Annotated in this window: 11 protein-coding genes; 6 read left to right on the forward strand and 5 right to left on the reverse strand. The window is 32.0% G+C overall.

Features of this window, described 5'->3' with window-relative positions:
• Positions 1-16: 16 nt before the first annotated feature.
• The gene (locus Q0739_RS05260) at positions 17-1,363 is read right to left on the reverse strand and encodes a deoxyguanosinetriphosphate triphosphohydrolase (protein WP_298237653.1); all 1,347 of its coding nucleotides are present in this window, start codon (positions 1,361-1,363) and stop codon (positions 17-19) included.
• Between the two features lie 176 nt (positions 1,364-1,539).
• Between Q0739_RS05260 and Q0739_RS05265 the strand changes: the two genes are divergently transcribed.
• The 3 genes from Q0739_RS05265 to Q0739_RS05275 all read left to right on the forward strand — a co-directional run bounded on the left by Q0739_RS05265 (position 1,540) and on the right by Q0739_RS05275 (position 6,298).
• Positions 1,540-1,932 (forward strand): carboxypeptidase-like regulatory domain-containing protein, encoded by a 393-nt coding sequence (locus tag Q0739_RS05265; protein WP_298237654.1) that lies wholly within the window; start codon positions 1,540-1,542, stop codon positions 1,930-1,932.
• A gap of 254 nt (positions 1,933-2,186) precedes the next feature.
• Positions 2,187-5,003, forward strand: coding sequence for a TonB-dependent receptor (locus Q0739_RS05270; protein WP_298237655.1), 2,817 nt, complete (start codon positions 2,187-2,189; stop codon positions 5,001-5,003).
• 53 nt (positions 5,004-5,056) lie between these two features.
• Positions 5,057-6,298, forward strand: a complete 1,242-nt coding sequence (locus tag Q0739_RS05275) for a multidrug transporter (RefSeq protein ID WP_298237656.1) — start codon at positions 5,057-5,059, stop codon at positions 6,296-6,298.
• Positions 6,299-6,382: 84 nt separating this feature from the next.
• Here Q0739_RS05275 and Q0739_RS05280 read toward each other — a convergent pair whose 3' ends face one another.
• Entirely contained in the window at positions 6,383-6,700 is a 318-nt protein-coding gene (locus tag Q0739_RS05280; RefSeq protein WP_298237657.1) for a nicotinic acid mononucleotide adenyltransferase, read from the reverse strand.
• 383 nt (positions 6,701-7,083) lie between these two features.
• On the opposite strand from Q0739_RS05280, the gene Q0739_RS05285 reads away from it, so the two are divergent.
• The gene (locus Q0739_RS05285; protein ID WP_298237658.1) at positions 7,084-8,280 is read left to right on the forward strand and encodes a porin; all 1,197 of its coding nucleotides are present in this window, start codon (positions 7,084-7,086) and stop codon (positions 8,278-8,280) included.
• Positions 8,281-8,352: 72 nt separating this feature from the next.
• Entirely contained in the window at positions 8,353-10,632 is a 2,280-nt protein-coding gene (locus Q0739_RS05290) for an inorganic phosphate transporter (RefSeq protein WP_298237659.1), read from the forward strand.
• 181 nt (positions 10,633-10,813) lie between these two features.
• On the opposite strand, the gene Q0739_RS05295 is transcribed toward Q0739_RS05290, so the two are convergent.
• On the reverse strand, positions 10,814-13,291 hold the full coding sequence (locus Q0739_RS05295) for an outer membrane beta-barrel protein (protein WP_298237660.1): 2,478 nt from the start codon (positions 13,289-13,291) through the stop codon (positions 10,814-10,816).
• A 219-nt stretch (positions 13,292-13,510) separates the two neighbouring features.
• On the opposite strand from Q0739_RS05295, the gene Q0739_RS05300 reads away from it, so the two are divergent.
• Entirely contained in the window at positions 13,511-14,362 is an 852-nt protein-coding gene (locus Q0739_RS05300; protein WP_298237661.1) for an OmpA family protein, read from the forward strand.
• Between the two features lie 153 nt (positions 14,363-14,515).
• Here Q0739_RS05300 and Q0739_RS05305 read toward each other — a convergent pair whose 3' ends face one another.
• The gene (locus tag Q0739_RS05305; protein ID WP_298237662.1) at positions 14,516-16,297 is read right to left on the reverse strand and encodes a Na/Pi symporter; all 1,782 of its coding nucleotides are present in this window, start codon (positions 16,295-16,297) and stop codon (positions 14,516-14,518) included.
• A gap of 141 nt (positions 16,298-16,438) precedes the next feature.
• Entirely contained in the window at positions 16,439-18,307 is a 1,869-nt protein-coding gene (locus Q0739_RS05310) for a SulP family inorganic anion transporter (RefSeq protein ID WP_298237663.1), read from the reverse strand.
• Positions 18,308-18,384: the final 77 nt, after the last annotated feature.

Raw genomic sequence — 18,384 nt, forward strand, 5'->3', positions numbered from 1 at the left:
TTTTTTTTAAAAATTCTCAACGAATTATATCAATTCCCTTAATTTTATTAAATAACATAATAGCATAACCATCAGACATACCAGAAACAAAACTACAGGCTAAGAATATTCTTTGATAAAGAGAATTCTTTATTTGTTTTTGATTCTCTGGCAGTAAATGCATAATCATCTTATCATAATTAGACGCCTTATTTTCAAATGAATTATTAATAGCCGTAATAAAAACCTCTAACAAATCTGACAGCACACGATATCCTGCAATTTCCTTTTCTATAACTTCTTTACTTTGATAAACCTTTTCTATACTTATTTTAATAATATCGTTTATTTGCGCCTCGTACTTGCTTTTTTCTAATAAGGCTGTACTAAATTCACCATTTAAAATAGCTTCTTCATTATTAATAAAAATATTAACCACTTCATTAATAAGCGTATTAATAGCTAAAGCTCTTAAATAACTAACCCGATCTTTGGTGGTTTTTAACTCATGATATTTACTAGTATTTATTGAGTCGCGAACTAAATTAATAAGATATTCTAGTGCAAATTCTTCTTGTATTAAACCTAAGTTAATACCATCTTCAAAATCTATTATAGTATAACAAATATCATCGGCTGCTTCAACTAAAAACGCTAAAGGGTGTCTAGAGAAGCTTAAATGTTTGTCGTTACGCTTCAATAAACCTAACTCTTCTGCCGCTTCAACAAAAGCATTTTTATCATTTTGAAAAAATCCATATTTTTTATCTGCTATGTGATTTGTTGGCTTTTTTGGTAAAGATTCTTTTGGATACTTCATAAATGCCCCAAGCGTTGCATAACTAAGGCGCAATCCGCCTTCTCTACCTTCTCTACTTTCAGTTAAAATTTTAAATCCGTTAGCATTCCCTTCAAAATCGCATAAATCTTGATATTCTTTTTCAGTCAACTTATTTTTAAATTCAGCACCCTTACCATTTTTAAAAAACTCCCCTATTGCTTTTTCTCCTGAATGTCCAAAAGGTGGATTTCCTATATCATGAGCCAAAGCCGCCGCTGCTACTATAGCTCCAAAATCGTTTGATTGATACCCATGCACATTTTGTAAATGTGGGTGTTTTTCTAATAATTTCTGTCCTACACGACGCCCTAATGAGCGTCCAACTACACTAACTTCTAAACTGTGGGTTAAACGTGTGTGGACAAAATCTGTTTTAGACAAAGGGATAACTTGTGTTTTATCCTGTAGACTTCTAAATTCCGAAGAAAATATCACGCGATCATAATCTACTTCAAAACCCAAACGTGTTTCATCTTGTTCTTTTCTTAATCGTTTATTGGTATCGCCAAAACGTTTTAAGGATAGTAATTGTTCCCAGTTCATAATATCATTTTAAAGCTTGGGCAAGATAATTAATTTCATTTGAAGAAGTTAATAATTAAAACACTCAAATCACATAACATTATGGTAACATTTTATTGACCGTTCTTTAATATTTACATAACATTATAATTACAGACAACCATTTTCTTTGTACTGTAATTAATCATTACTATCAAATGAAGAATTTATTACTTTTAACCGCCTTTTTATTCACAGTAATTTCTTTTGCTCAAAAAGATGGCATAATTAAAGGAAACTTAGTAGATCTTGAATCTAATAACGACCCTTTAATGTTTGCAAAAGTTCAAATAAAAGAAACTGGTGTTGAAACATTATCTGATGAAAACGGGTCGTTTCAGTTTAAAAACTTGGAAAATGGCACATATACTTTAGTTTATAGTTTTGTTGGATATAAGACTGAAGAAAAAAAAGTTCAAGTAATCTCTGGTGAAACAACAAATATTAAGCAAGCCTTAGCAGCTAGCTCAATATCTTTAGACGAATTAATGCTAACTTTAGCAAGTGTCGATAAAATCGACGACCATTCTCATTCTACTTCAAGTAAATAGTAGCGTTTAAATTATACTTTAAAATACTAAAAGAGCTTTCATTTATTATGAAAGCTCTTTTTAGTACTAAACCCTTTATCTTTTTCCTCTAGACATTCCATTTTTAATGTTAACTAATTGTAACCAAACCACAGCTATTTCCAAGAATTACATAACATTAAACTAACGCTTTTATCACAGTTCTTTAACCTACGGGTAACACCAAATTTACAATGCAGTGGTTTCTTTGCCGCAAGAAATTTAGATAAAAACTAATGAAAAAATTTATATTATTATTTATACTCTTTTCTACGGCTCTTTCCTTTTCTCAAGGAACTGGATCTATAACAGGTAAGCTTACCGATAAAGAATATAATAATGAGCCTTTAGCGTTCGCAAACGTATTAATTAAAGGAACTACCATAGGCACCACATCAGACTTTGATGGCTTATACACTTTTGAAAACGTGGAACCAGGAACACACATATTAATGTTTAGTTTCGTTGGTTATGAAACTCAAGAAATTAGTATAAATGTGGTTGCTGGAGAAATTATTGAACTTAATGTCATTATGAGCGCAAGTGCCGCTTCTTTAGATGAAGTTGTTATTACAACTACCACTAAAAGAGAGAGTGAAACCGCCCTTTTATTAGAACAAAAGAAAGCGGTTGAAATGAAACAAAGCATAGGCGCTCAAGAATTATCGAGAAAAGGTGTAAGTGATGCAGCTGGAGCAGTTGCTAAAATTTCTGGGGTTTCTAAACAAGAAGGCTCTAACAGTGTTTATCTACGTGGCTTAGGAGACCGCTACTTAAACAGTACTATGAACGGTTTAGCATTGCCTTCAAACGATGTTAATAAGAAAAATATCGATTTGAATTTATTCTCTTCAGATGTTATTGAAAACGTTGGAGTGAGTAAAGCCTATTCTTCTAGATTTTATGGTGATTTCTCTGCTGGTAATATTGATATTACTTCTAAAGAGTATACAGGTCAAGGGTTTTTCGATGTATCTATAGGAGCTGCTGTAAACTCCAGAGCAGTTGGTAAAACATTTTTAAGAAATGAAGGTCCAGGATATTTTGGTGATTATGCAAGATATAATCACAATCCGTTCGCAGTCATCCTATCTCATGGCGTAGACCCAATTGAGGCCGAAACACCTGCTATAAATATGGGTATAAGTCTTTCAGGCGGTAAATCTTTCACTTTTAAAGATGATTCTCGTTTAAGCTTATTCGTTACAGCATCTTTTGATAACAGTTTTGAATATAGAGAAGGTTTAGTAGCAGATTATACTGCAGGATACAACAAACTGTTCCCAGAGACTGAGCAGTACAACTACTCTACTACAGCAACTGCAATGGCAACTGCATTGTACAGAATAAATAGTGACAACAAATTAAAGTTCTCTTCCTTATTAATTAATAGCTCATCCGATCAGGTTGGATTTTATGGTACAGGAGGTAATGGTATCTTATATGATTTCTCTGACGAACCAAGTGGATACTTCCAAACTAACTTACAGTTTAATCAAGATATCGTGCTAGTTAATCAATTAATTGGTGAGCACAAATTTGATAATAAGATTGAATTAAATTGGGGTGTTGGACATAACCGCGTATTTGCTCACGAACCTGACAGAAAACGTTTTTCTTTATTAGGATATGACAATCTTTTAGATAACGACCCAAATAGTGTAGCAAGTTTTGACCAAAATAATAACTTTAACAACCAACGTTATTTTCAAAATATTGAAGATGAAGAGTTGAATAGTAGATTATCACTTTCATACAAACCTTCTGAGGCTATAAAATTAATTGTGGGGTACGATGGGAAAACGAGAGAAAGGCATTTTGACAATATTCGTTATGGTTATAAAAACATAAATACATCAACATTTGGTATTACCGATATTAGAAATTTAAGTAACATTTTTAATCTTCAAAACTTTGTTGATGGTGTGTATCAAACCCACGTATTTAATCCTATTGATTCAGAAAATGGTATTACGCAAACCAACTTTCCTGGCCTTTTAGAAAACACATATAAAGGTTCTTTAAACATATATGCTGGTTATTTTTCTGCAGAAATAAATCTAAGTGAGAAATGGTTAGTGATTCCAGGGGTTAGAGTTGAAAACTTTAACCAACGCATAGAATACAATGCGATTAACTTACGCCCTAACGACCCAGGTTTCTCAGAATCTAACGAAAACTTTGTGTTACCCAGCTTAAACATAAAGTATGCGATTAGTGATGACCAAAACCTTCGCTTTGCCGTTAGTAAAACAGTATCGGTTCCTGAGTTTAAAGAAATTGCGCCTTTTGTATATGAAGGTATTAGTTACCGAATTGGTGGTAACCAAGATTTATTAGGCACTAGAACAGGTGTAAACTTAACCGACAAGTCTTATTCAGATATTTATAACCTTGATTTAAAATACGAATGGTTTATTAGTAAAAGCGAAGTATTCTCTGTAGGTGTTTTTGCAAAACAAATTAACGATCCTATAAACTTAGTACTTGCAGCAGATGCTACTGGAACGCAACGTTATTTTAGAACAGGTGAGCAAGCTGAAATTTTAGGAGCTGAAATAGAATTAAGAAAGAATTTAATTTTAAATGAAGATGAAGACACTATCCTTTCATCAGGATTTAACTTCACTTATATGCATACAAAGCAAGATCTTTACAATTCTATCGAAGGCTCTTACGGTACATCATTTAACAGAGCAACAGATGAACTAGAAGGGGCATCTCCAATAATTGTAAATGCCGATTTAAGTTTTAAACCTACAATTAGCGAGAACTTTAAACCTGCTGCAAACTTAGTATTCAACTATTCTTCTGATAGAATCTTCTCTTTAGGCTCTGGAGATGTAGGTAATGTGATTGAAAAAGCAGTACCAACCTTAGACTTTGTTTTGAAAAACAAACTTGGAGAAAATACTGAAATCAATTTTAGTACTAAAAACTTATTAGATCCAAAAGTAGAAATGATTCGAGAAAACACAGGTGATGGTGATGTATTGCTATCAAGCTTTCAAAGAGGCATTACTGTTGGGCTTCAATTTAAATATAACTTTTAACAATAAATAATCAAAAACGAACACAAAATTTTAATATCTAAATCAAAATGAAAATGAAAAATAATTTTTTACTAAGCTTAGTGGCATTGACCTTAATCTTTACGTCATGCGCTAACGATGATACAGCTGACATTGTTCTTAACATTACAAACAACAATGGTGGTGGCGGTAGTACTCCAGTTGACACAGATGTATTTTTATCTGGAACTTATACAGAAGATTTAACATTAGATGCAAACATAAACTATAAAATAAATGGCTCTCTAGTAATTGCTGATGGTGCTACGTTAACTATTCCTGCTGGAATGACTATTGAAGCCTTAGCTGCTGGATCAGACGTTTATGTTGCTATATCTCAAGGCGCTCAAATTATTGCTGAAGGGACAGTTGACAGCCCTATCGTATTTACTTCTGACGCTTCTAATCCTGAAGCTGGAGACTGGGGAGGTTTAATTCTTTTAGGAAAAGCACCTATTAATTCTGTAATAGGAACTGCTACTTCAACTTCAGAAATTGCTGGTTTACCTTATGGTGGTAATGTTGCTGATGATAATTCTGGTTCTTTAAAATACGTAAGAATTGAATATTCTGGTGGTTCTGCTGATGGTCAATCAGAAAACAATGGTTTATCTTTCTATGGTGTTGGAAATGGCACTACTGTAGATTACATTCAAATTTATGAAGGTAAAGATGATGGTGTAGAGTTCTTTGGTGGAACTGTAAATGTAAGCCATGTAGCAGTAATGAATTTACAAGACGATTCAATTGATTGGACAGAAGGATACTCTGGAACAATCACTGATGCTTATATTCAGCATATCCAAAACCCAACTGAAACTTTCAACTCTGATAAAGCTTTTGAATGTGATGGTTACAATGATGATTTCGGTAATAACTCAAACCCTATATTTTTCTCAAACCCAACAGTAACTAACGTAACAATTGTTGGTGTAGGTTCTGATAATACATTTCAAGATGGAAAAATTATAGATGCTGGAAAATATGAAGCTGTTCGCCTTAGAAGAGGAACTGCTGCAATATTTACTAATATAAATATTACTGGTTTTGGTGAAGCCTTTGATTTAGATGGAAATGACACTTCAGACCCAACTGGACAAGCTGTAGTTGATGATAAATTACAAGTTAACAATGTAACCTTTACAGATGTTACTACTAAGTTTAAAAATGATACAGGTGTTGATACATTAACTGAAGCTGATTTTATTTCAGGTGAAGGTAGTGGTACTGGTACTGATTTTGCAACTTGGGGAGCAGGTTGGACTGTTGGAAACTAATTAAACAAACACATTTAATTCATAAAAAAGCATCCTAAATATTTTAGGATGCTTTTTATATTGAAAACAAAACGGCTTCCTTAACTAAAGAGAAGCAACGTTTTTAGAATAATCAACTTCTTTTGGGATTCCATCTATCCAATGAATCCATTTGCCGACTTTTTTACCATTATCATAATTTGCAGAAACGATTTTTTTGCCTTCTGTGTCGAAACTTAACCACTTACCTTGTAGTTTACCATCCGCTGTGTAAGATCCAGTTTGGCTTACAACACCATTGTCATGATAATAAACAACGTCAATTAGATTCGTGTCCTTGTTAAGTTTTAAATCTCTCTTTTGCTGAGCAAAAGATACCACAGTAATTAAGAAGGCAAAAAATAATAAAAATGATTTCTTCATAATTATGGGGGTTTTAACATTATACCTCAAAGATAGTAAATACATAATATTCTAGCAACATTTACATAACATTAAATTAACATAAGCTTCGTATATATCTTATTATAAGATGTTTACAGTTAAAGATTTAACATTGAAAAATTAATGATTAATTAATATTAGGATTACATTAAGGTTAACTACAACGTTGATATTTGCGACAGTCTTAAGACTAACAATTAGTATTTCATATAATCAATTAGTTTTTGTCGACTACATTATCATGATTTCTAATAGACTGCCTTTGGCCAAGGCAGTCTTTTTTTGATTTAAAATTAATCATTTGGAAACATTAAGTTAACATTGGTTTTAGTTCTTTGCACTCGACAAAAACTAAAATTATAATGAATACTAAATCTATCCTTTTAGGGATATTTCTACTCGCTGTTTCTTTTTTAAACGCACAAGAAGTAAAATCAGGTAAATTCGGAAAAGGTCTTTTCAACATTGTAGGTAAAGACAGTTCATGGACCATGAAAATTGGTTTAAGAGCACAATTATTAGGAACTTCAACTTGGGAACAAGGCGAAAGCGCTGAAACAAGTGTTTTAGTTAGAAGATCTCGACTAAAATTTGATGGTTATGCTTATAGCCCAAAATTAAAATACAAAATTGAGTTAGGTCTATCAAATAGAGATCAATCTGGAGCTTCTCCATTCACTAGCAATGCACCAAGATATATTCTGGATGCTGTATTAATGTGGAACTTCCACGAAAACTTTGTACTTTGGTTTGGACAAACCAAACTACCTGGGAATAGAGAACGTGTTATATCATCGGCAAACCTTCAACAAGTTGACCGATCGTTATTGAATAGTCGTTTTACTATTGACCGTGATTTTGGTTTTCAACTAAGGCATCATTTTAATATTTCGGATAAATTTTTAGTGAAAGAAATATTTTCGCTTGCTCAAGGTGAAGGAAGAAATATAACTACTGGTAACCTTGGCGGATACCAATACACAGGGCGTATTGAATTATTCCCCTTTGGAGATTTTGAAGGCAAAGGCGATTACAAAGGTTCTGATTTAAAACGAGAAAAAACACCTAAATTATCTTTGGCATTTAATTACGACCATAATAACAACGCTGTAAAAACAAGAAGTAATCAAGGGTCTTACATGAGCATTGATGGTGGCACTGGTTTTTTTGAAACCAATATCAATACACTCTTTATTGATGCTATGTTTAAATATCAAGGATTTTCTTTAATGGCTGAATATGCTGATAGAACCGCTGATGATGCTTTCGCAAAAAATTCTGATGGAACATTAACTGGCGACGAGGTTCAAGTTGGTAATGGTTTAAACTTACAGGCAGGATACTTGTTAAAAAATGATTGGGAAATTTCTGGTCGTTATACAGATATAAATTTAGACCAAATGATTACAGGTAAAAACCCAGAAACTCAATACACACTTGGGCTTTCAAAATACATTGCTGGTCATAGTCTAAAAGTACAAACCGACATTAGTCACTTAGAAGTTAAAGGCGGAAATAACCAACTTATGTACAGGCTACAATTTGATATTCACTTCTAGAGAAATAACATTAAGATAACACTATATTTGATAAGTCTAGAGATATTTGCAAACTTAATTTAATTAAAGATTATGGATAATATTTATTTATTTATGTTAATTGCCATTACCGTTTTAGCAGTTGCTGATATTGTAGTTGGTGTTAGTAATGATGCTATTAACTTCTTAAATTCTGCAATTGGGTCTAAAGCTATTTCTTTAAGAACTATAATGATAGTAGCTAGTTTAGGTATTTTTATTGGAGCCGTATTTTCTAGCGGTATGATGGAAGTTGCTCGTAAAGGTATTTTTGTACCAGCTCAGTTTGAGTTTAGCGAAATCATGCTCATTTTTATGGCAGTAATGATAACAGATATACTGTTACTTGATTTCTTTAACACACTTGGCTTACCAACATCTACAACCGTTTCCATAGTTTTTAATTTATTGGGAGCTGCAGTTGTTATGGCGTTAATTAAAATTAGTGCTACAGATTCTCAAACTTTTGCAGATTTAGGAACTTACATTAACAAAGAAAAAGCACTAACCATTATTAGCGGAATTTTATTGTCTGTTTTTATAGCATTCACTGTGGGTGCTATTGTACAATGGATATCTCGTGCCATATTCACATTTAATTATGAAAAAAAGATAAAGAATTTTGGAATTCTTTTTGGTGGTGTAGCATTAACAGCAATTACATATTTTATTTTCTTAAAAGGATTAAAAGGAACGCCATACTATAAAGAATTGAAAGGCTTATTAGAAGGCAACGAGATTTACATCATCCTTGTAAGTTTTGTTTTCTGGACATTATTCTCATACATATTCGAAAAAATAACCAAAAAAACCGTTTTGCTAGTTGTTATCGCTATAGGAACATTTGGATTAGCATTAGCGTTTTCTGGAAACGATTTAGTAAATTTTATCGGGGTACCAATGGCTGCTTATCATTCTTATGTAGCGTGGATAGACGGTGGAATGGATACTACAATGTCAATGGCTGTATTGGACAAAAAAGTACCAGCTGAACCTTTATTGCTCTTCATAGCAGGCGCAATTATGGTATTAACTCTTTGGTTTTCAAAAAAAGCTAAAACAGTTGCAGAAACTGAAATAAGTTTATCTAGACAAGGCGATACACATGAGAAGTTTCAACCTAATGCGCTTTCTAGAGCTGTTGTTAAAGGTTCAACAACCTTATCTAATTATTTTGGAGCTATTCTTCCAAAATCAATTAAAGAAAAAATAAATAAAAGTTTTGAAAAACCAGATACAATAGCCTTAACTAAGGACCAAAGTATTGACGCTCCTGCATTTGACATGATTAGAGCTTCGGTAAACTTAATGGTTGCTGGTGTATTAATTGCCATTGCAACGTCTATGAAATTGCCATTATCAACTACTTACGTAACATTTATGGTAGCAATGGGAACATCTCTTGCAGATCGTGCTTGGGGAAGAGAAAGTGCTGTTTATAGAGTTGCTGGTGTACTTAATGTTATTGGTGGTTGGTTTGGAACTGCTCTTGGAGCTTTTATTGCCGCTGGTACAGTTGTTTTCTTAATTAATTGGAATCCTAAAGTAATGACTCCAATACTATTATTAATTACCGCTTTCTTACTATACAGAAACTATAAATCTCATAAAAATAAAGAAACTAAAAATATTGATGAAGATAGCCTTAAAGAAACTGGTAGTAGGTCTGTACAAGGTATTATACATGAAAGTGCCAACAATATTTCGAATGTTATAAAACGTGGAAACAAAATTTATTCTAATGCAGTAAACGGTTTAGCTAAACAAGATTTAAAATTACTTAAAAAGAATAAAAAACAAGTAGATAAGTTATCTGAAGAAGTGGATAGTCTTCGTGATAATATTTTCTATTTCATTAAAAATTTAGACGAGACTAGTTTAAGAGCAAGTAGTTTTTATATTAATATTTTGGGGTATTTACAAGATATGACCCAGTCTTTAGATTATATTTCTAATGTTAGTTTTAAGCACGTTAACAACAATCATAAAAAACTAAAATTTAATCAAATTAAAGAACTAAAAGAAGTTGATGGTTCGTTAGAAGTGTTATTTAATAACACAAAAGCAGCTTTTGACTCGCGTTCTTTTGAGCAAATTGGCAGCATTCTTAGCAGTAAAGAAGATGTGTATGGTGTTGTTTCAGAAAAAATTCAGAAGCAAGTTGAGCGAACGCGTACTGAAGAATCTAGCCCTAAAAATACCACCTTATATTTTAGTGTTCTGCTAGAAACCAAAGATTTGCTTACAGCAACTATGAATCTTTTACAAGAATACCATAATGCACATGATGCCTCTGTTGAACCTGCAACAATAAATAATACAGAAGAAGAATAAATAGAATTTTAATAACAAAAAAGAGGCTATCTGAAAAGTAAGTTCGATGTCATATTGAGCTTGTCGAAATATTTTTAACTTACTGATAATCAATATCGGTTTCGACAGGCCAACCTGACAAATTAAATTATAAAGACTTTTTAGACAGCCTCTTTTATTTAATTGAACTAATACTTAGGTTCTAGAATTCTCGTTTTCCAAATTCACTATCTATAAACTTAGACTTATTACTTCCTTTTTTAAATGTATAAGAAAGATTAAGTATAACTATATCCACTTCATAAATATAGTTAGTAGTTGTAAAAAACTCATTAGGCCTAAAGGTAGTTATGCGTTGTTCATTCGTATCGAGTAAACCCATATCAATATTTTTCCATTGCAAAGTTGCCATAAGCCTATTGTTTAAAAATGACTTCTGAAAAGTTAAATTTGGTGCATAAAACCTAGAGTCTTCACCTTGCGCTGTATTTCTATCAGATAGATAATTAAAAGTAAATTGCAACGAAGCATTTTTCCAAAACTTGACTGTTGAATTAAAATTAACAGAGTAAACAGTTGCATCTGAATTAACGGGTTTACTGTCGAAAGTTCCATCAATATTATAATTATAAATGTTGGCTCCTATAAAAGTTGTCCAACTCTTAGTTGGTTTTAATTCTGTGCCTACTTCAACACCAATAGCTTTTGCGCTTCCAACATTCGAATAAATTCTATTTAGAATTGTGTCATTATAAACTGTATTAACCCTATTAATAACATTATCTACATGTCTAAAATAGCCAGTTACAAAAATAGAGTTTCCGCCCTTTAATTTCTTTGTAACACCTAGCTCAACCAAATCAATAAATTCTGGTCTTAAATTTTTATCTCCTTGTTCTAATGTTTCAGAATGTTCTCGTTCGGCAAACGGATTCATTTTAAAAGTCGTGGTTCGTTCTACACGCTTGCTATAAGCTGCTTTAATTTTGGTTGTTTCATTTACAGCATATTGAACTGAAGTTGAAGGATATAGTTTTACAAAATCGTAAAAAAGTGTTTCGTCAACGGTGTTACTTTTATCTTTTAATCTAAATTCTCTATCCATAATCTCTAGTCGAGTGCCTGCAGCATATTCCCATTTTCCTTTTTTCCCTGTTAGTTGTAAATAACCCGAATGAATGGTTCTTTCTAAATCTACCTCGCTAGAAAATTCTGGAACTAATTGAAAATCATCATTAAAATCTATACGTCTTTCATACACAAAATCACCTGTATGTGATAAATTTCGAAATTGATACCCTGTTTCTAATGTTCCAAAATCAAATGGTTTTAATTTATAATCCAGTTGAAAACGCACACCATTTAAAGGATTGTCGTTCGTATTAAATTCATCTTGATATAAAATAGATCTATCTGGTTCTCCTAAATTTTGGTTTACTGTTGGCCCACCTAATAAAGTGTATTCATAAAGAAATGATGCTGACAATTCAGAAGTATTAGTAAAACTATGAATCCAGTCTAAACTTCCTAAAGCAAAATCACTCTTGCGTTCTCTTAAATTATGGTTAAAGTATTGAAAAGTATATTCTCTGTTATTACTGTTTACAGGTATTACTGCATGATTATCAAAATATACAATATCAGCTAAACGTGCTTTACTGCGTTTTCCAGCAAAAAATCCCAGAGAAAAACTATTCGACTCATTAGGTGTGTAATCTAGGGTAAAACGTCCACTATAATTCTCTTCGTCAAAACTACGCTCGCCAGTAGATGGGAATTGCGTTTTTCTATCATTAATAATTGTAAAAACATCGCCTTCACGTCTTCCGCCTAAGTCATTTCTTTGATAACTCGCTCCTAAAGAAATATTCCATTTATCGTTTCTAATATTATAGGTGCCATCAATACCATAACGCTTATGTGATTTAGCATTATTATAAGTTTCAATTGAAGGGAACCCTCCACTAATATTTATTTGACCAAAAGCGCCATTTGCAGCTCCTTTTTTTGTCAATATATTAATTATTCCTGCTTTACCTTCAGGATCATATTTAGAAGAAGGTGCTGTAATAACTTCAACAGTTTGTATGGCGTTTGCTGGTAATTGTGCTATAAGAGAACTAGCATTCCCTTGAATAGGTTTCCCGTTTAATAAGACAACAAATCCAGAACTTCCTCTAACACTTATCTCTCCTTGGCTATCAATACTAACTGATGGTAAATTTCTAATAACATCTACTCCCGATCCACCTTGAGCACTTTTAAATTTTGAAGCTTCAAAAACCTGACGGTCAATTTTGTTTATAACCGTATTTCGTTCTGCATCAATAACTACTTCATTAAGTTGTGTCCCTAAAGTGAGTTGTATTGTTCCCAAATCAGTTTTTTTGTTAGAACTATTAACCACTATATTTTCGATTCGCTTTTTTTCGTAACCTAAAAACGACACTTCAATATAGTACGCGCCTATTTTAACATTTTCAATAGTGAATATTCCATTATCGCCCGAAACCACACCAGCAATTAAAGAGTTGTTCTTTTGCGCATACAAAGCTGCAGTTGCATACTCTAAAAGTGCATTTTGTTCGTCAACCACCTTCCCAGTTACTTGAGAAAATGCTTGATGACTGCTTACAAAACAGATTATAATAAATAACACATATTTTATCTTACTTAACATGACTTTAATCAATTTAAATATTAAATTTTCCCACGCAAAATTATAACAATAGAATTGTTATTTGCCTTCTCTAGTAATTAATTAAGCCTTTCAAGTATTTATTTGACAAAATCATATAAACTAACCGTTTATCTGCATTTTTTTCTTTTAAAAAAGTAAATCATAAAAAATCTATTAAGAGGTTTCAAACGTAAATAGCATAAACCTAAAGTTAATATTATGAAGAAAATTTCAGTTTTACTATTATTTACAGCAATTACCCTTTCATGTGTTTCAAAGAAAAAATACTTAGCATTGGAGCATGAAAATGGGCAAATTAAAAGTGAATTACAAAAAACGCGCGTTGAAAAGGAAGATTTAGAAGCCAAATTTGATAAAATTCAAGCAAGAGTTGACGCTTACAACACTAAAATACTGTCTTTAAAAGAAGACGTAGGGACACTTACAGAAGAAAACAATTCGAAATTGGAAGTTCTTAAAGAAGGCGGCGTAATTTCAAACAATGCTAAAGCTAATATGCGTAAAACATTAAAAAATGTAGATTCTGAAAAATTAAGTCAGGCAAAAACGCTTAAAGATTCTATGAATTTAGCCGTAGCATATAATCTTGAAAAGACCATTAACACAAGTAATATGAATGAAGACGAAGATTTTTCAGTTAATATTAACGAAACTGTTGTAATGATTTCTATTGCAGATAATATGCTTTTTAATACTGGAAGCTATAGATTAAGTTCTAAAGCAAACCCTGTTTTACAAAAATTAGCAGACGTAATTAATTCTGAACCTAGTTTAGATGTTATGGTTGAAGGGCATACAGATTCTAGAACTATTAATACAGCAAATATTACAGACAACTGGGACTTAAGTGTTTTAAGAGCAACATCTGTAGTACGCAAATTACAAGATAAATTTAATGTGGCTCCAGAAAAAATGATTGCTGCTGGTAGAAGTAGCTACCAACCACTTGTTGAAAATGATTCTAGAGAAAACAGAGCAAGAAATAGAAGAACACGTATTATAATTTTACCAAACATCGATAAGTTTTTTGCTTTAATGGCAGATAACTAATAATTAGAAATTTACCCAATTATTGAGGTTGTCTAAAAAGTAAGTTCGATGTCATATTGAGCTTGTCGAAATATTTTTAACTTACTGATAATCAATATCGGTTTCAACAAGCTCAACCTAACAAATCAAATTATAAAGACTTTTTAGACAGCCTCATTTATTTTTTTTCTTGCTATTGCCATTATCATCAAGCAAGGTATCTTTTTCTCCATAAAGAAGTTCGGCAACATCTATTAACTTTTTAATCATATCGTTAACATTGGTATAATCGTTAAATAATGATGATGCCATCTCTACAGTAATTAAATTTTTCCGAATTAATTTATCTATAGATTTATTACTAAGCCTAACACTAGTTTTTGCTTCACTTTTTAACTCCTTTAGTTTTAACAAATGTTTTTCAGCATCTTTTTCGGTTCTAAATAAATGTATAATTCTTAAAACTTTGGTTATCTTCTTTCTATAGCTATCATATTCATTCTTTAAATGGGCATTATCCAAATTTAAAACTAAGGATATATTTTTATTTAATTCTCTGGCATCTTTAATAATTTCAACCATTTTTCTGTTAGCAATTTGTATATCTGTTATTGTTTTAATTTGTCTTGCATTCAAGCTTAATTTACTTTGAGCAATTGATACATATTTTATAATTTCTCCATAAATGCTTTTTACTTTTCTATAGTATAAGTCTTCAATATCTGTTTCTAAATCTACATTAGATTTCTTGACTATGTGTTTTAATTTTTCATCAGATTTTATATCTACCCTATGCATGTTTACAGAATGAGCAACTATTTCAAATACACTTTTCTTAAATAAATACTTTGATTCTTTAAACAAAGCTGAAATTACCGAATCTGGAAACTCTAATACTGCTTTATTAAGGTATTTAGGTTCATGCACATCCTTTTGTAAATTTTCCTTAAAAAAACGCAATAAAAAGCGTTCTAGTTTTTTAATAAACGGAATCATTATAACAACTCCCAATACATTAAAAATTGTGTGAAATAAGGCTAGTTTTAATGTATAATTTGTAGCTGCAATATTTAAAAACTCAGATAAATTATTAACTAATCTTGCTAAAGGAAAAATGAAACCTATAGCTACTAAGCCAGTAATTATATTGAATATAAAATGTGCCGTTGCTAGTCTTTTTCCTGCGTTATTTGAGCCAAGAGCTCCTAAAACTGCTGTTATGGTGGTGCCAACATTTGCTCCAATAGCTAACGCTAAAGCATTTTCATATTCTATCTGGCCTGCTGCTAATGCTGTTAATATTAGTGCTAATGTAGCACTACTAGACTGCAAAATTGTTGTTATAATAATTCCAAGGCCAGCATAAATAATTACGCCTAAATATCCTGAAATGGCATATTGAGATAAATCGATGTATTCTTTAAATACATCAAAACCTTCTTTCATATAATGTATCCCTAGAAAGAAAAAACCTAACCCAGCTAAAACATTTCCAATGCCTTTAAATGACATCTTTTTTTGAAAAGAAAAAATAATACCGAAAACCAGCATGGGCATTGCTAATGCAGATATCTTAATTTTTAATCCGAATCCAGCAACTAACCAAGCTGTTGCTGTTGTGCCTATATTAGCTCCAAAAATTAATCCTAAACCTCCTGCCAAAGAGATTAGTCCTGCACTAATAAACGAAATAGTAATAACTGAAACTAAAGAACTGGACTGAATTAAGGCTGTTACAAAAGCACCAGCAGTGATACTTTTGTAAAGCTTGTCTGTTGCTTTTTTTAAAATATTTTGCAAAGGTCCTTTAGTAAAAACTTTAAAGCCCTCTTCAAGCATAATCATGCCAAAAAGCAAAATAGCTACACCAGCAGCGATTGTTTTAAAATTAGGATTTAAGAATAGTACGACACCTAAACAAATTAAAAGAAAAAAGAAAAAAACCTTTCTAATCATATAAAACCTAGATTGTTTTTTATGCTTACAGTTTCTTAAGATAAAAGAAACTAATTACTTTTAAAAATATCTTCTTTTTTAAATTGTTTAATAATAAATATCCTAGATAAAAAAAGCGAACTTTTATGTTCGCTTTTTTTACTATTGTTGGTCATCTTGGATATTAGCCTTAATCCATTTGATACAATCTTTAAAATTATCAAAAAGGTGCTCCTTAGGAATTAAGTCAGGAATAATATCGATTCGTTCCATCATATAACGTGGTTGTTTTAAAAGCCCAACTAACAACACTGAGATACCATTTTTTTCTAAATCTACTAAAACATCTTCCATTGCATATAATCCAGATTGATCCATATATTGCATTCTGCCTGTTCTTATAATTACTGCCTTGGCTGTATCTGGAATTTGTTTTGCTAATTGTTGAAATTCGCTCGTAGATCCAAAAAACAAAGGTCCTTTTATATGCTTAATAAAAACTTCTTCTTTTAAATTTGCTGGAAAGTTCAACTCATCTGCCCATGCTTTTTCTTTTAGCAATGATTTTACGTCGGATCGTTCTGCAGTTAAGTCGCCTATTTTCTTCATAAACATAAGAGAGGCAATAACCAATCCAATACCAACCGCATATACTAAATTCCAAAACGTAGATAAAAATAGCACAACAAGCATTATTAATACTTCCATGCTAAACTTAATAGGTCCAAATTTTACATCTTTTGGCAAACTTGGTATAGCCTTTAAACCTTTATAATCCATAACACCAATACCAACAGTTATTAATATTCCTGCCAAAACTGCTGCTGGAATTTGTGATGCAATAGGGCCTAAACCTAATAAGATAATTAAAAGCATAATTCCCGCAATCATTCCAGAAAGTTTTGTTTTTCCTCCAGAAGTAATATTTACAACAGTTCTAATAGTTGCACCGGCTCCAGGTATACCCCCAAAAACAGCAGCGATACTATTACCTATACCTTGACCAACTAATTCTTTATTGGGTTTATGTTTTGTTTTAGTCATATTATCAGCAACTACACTCGTTAGTAACGAATCAATAGCTCCTAGAAGAGATAACGTTAATGCCGTAAAAATATATGGTGTAACGCTGCTTAGCTTGAAGCTTGTAAATATTTCCAAATTAGGTATTGGAAGTCCGCTTGGGATTTCTTCAATTGGCCTATAATTTAATCCGAAACCAACTGCAATACCAGACATAACAATAAGCGCGACCAATGTACTAGGAACTGCTTTTGTAATTCTTTTGAACCCATAAATAATAAAAATTGTTCCTAATGCTAAAATTAACTCTAACCAATTAATATGTTTCAACGCTCTTGGTAGTACTTTAATTGCGCCATAAGCCCCAGATGCATCTTTTGCTGCTAATGTCTGTGACTCTTTTAAAATATCTTCTTGCGAAATCGCCTCTGCGCGTCGTATTGTTTCTTTAAAATCCTCGAGTACTAATATCCCTTCGCCAGCTTCATCTTTTAAAATATTATCAAGAATTACTTCTTCGGCTTGAGGTTTAAACTGTTCAACAAAAGCCTCATCTTCCTTTGGATAATATCCTAAAGACGGTAATATTTGAGTTAATAGAATAATAACCCCAATTGCAGTCATAAAACCTGATACCACAGGATAGGGTATGTATCTTATATACTTTCCTAACCCTAAAATACCTAAGCCAATTTGCATGAGACCTGCCAACAAAAAAACTGTAAGAATAACTGGAAGTGCCTTTTCAATATCGCCATCATTAGTGGCAATAATTCCTGCGATTATTACCATACTTACAGCCGTCATTGGTGCCGTAGGACCAGAAATTTGAGTGCTTGTCCCTCCAAAAAGTGCTGCAAAAAAACTAATAAATATTGCTCCGTACAATCCGGCTGTTGGGCCTAAGCCAGAAGACACCCCAAAAGCAAGTGCTAATGGTAATGCTACAATTCCTGCTGTGATACCTCCAAAAGCATCTCCTTTTATGTTTACAAACAAATTTTTCATCGAGATTCTTATTTATGAGTCTAATTTAGTCGATAAATATCAAATAAAAAAGCCTATTATAACTAATAGACTTTTCA

It is taken from the genome of uncultured Algibacter sp. (genome assembly GCF_947487605.1).
In the GTDB taxonomy this organism is placed as follows: Bacteria; Bacteroidota; Bacteroidia; order Flavobacteriales; family Flavobacteriaceae; genus Algibacter_D.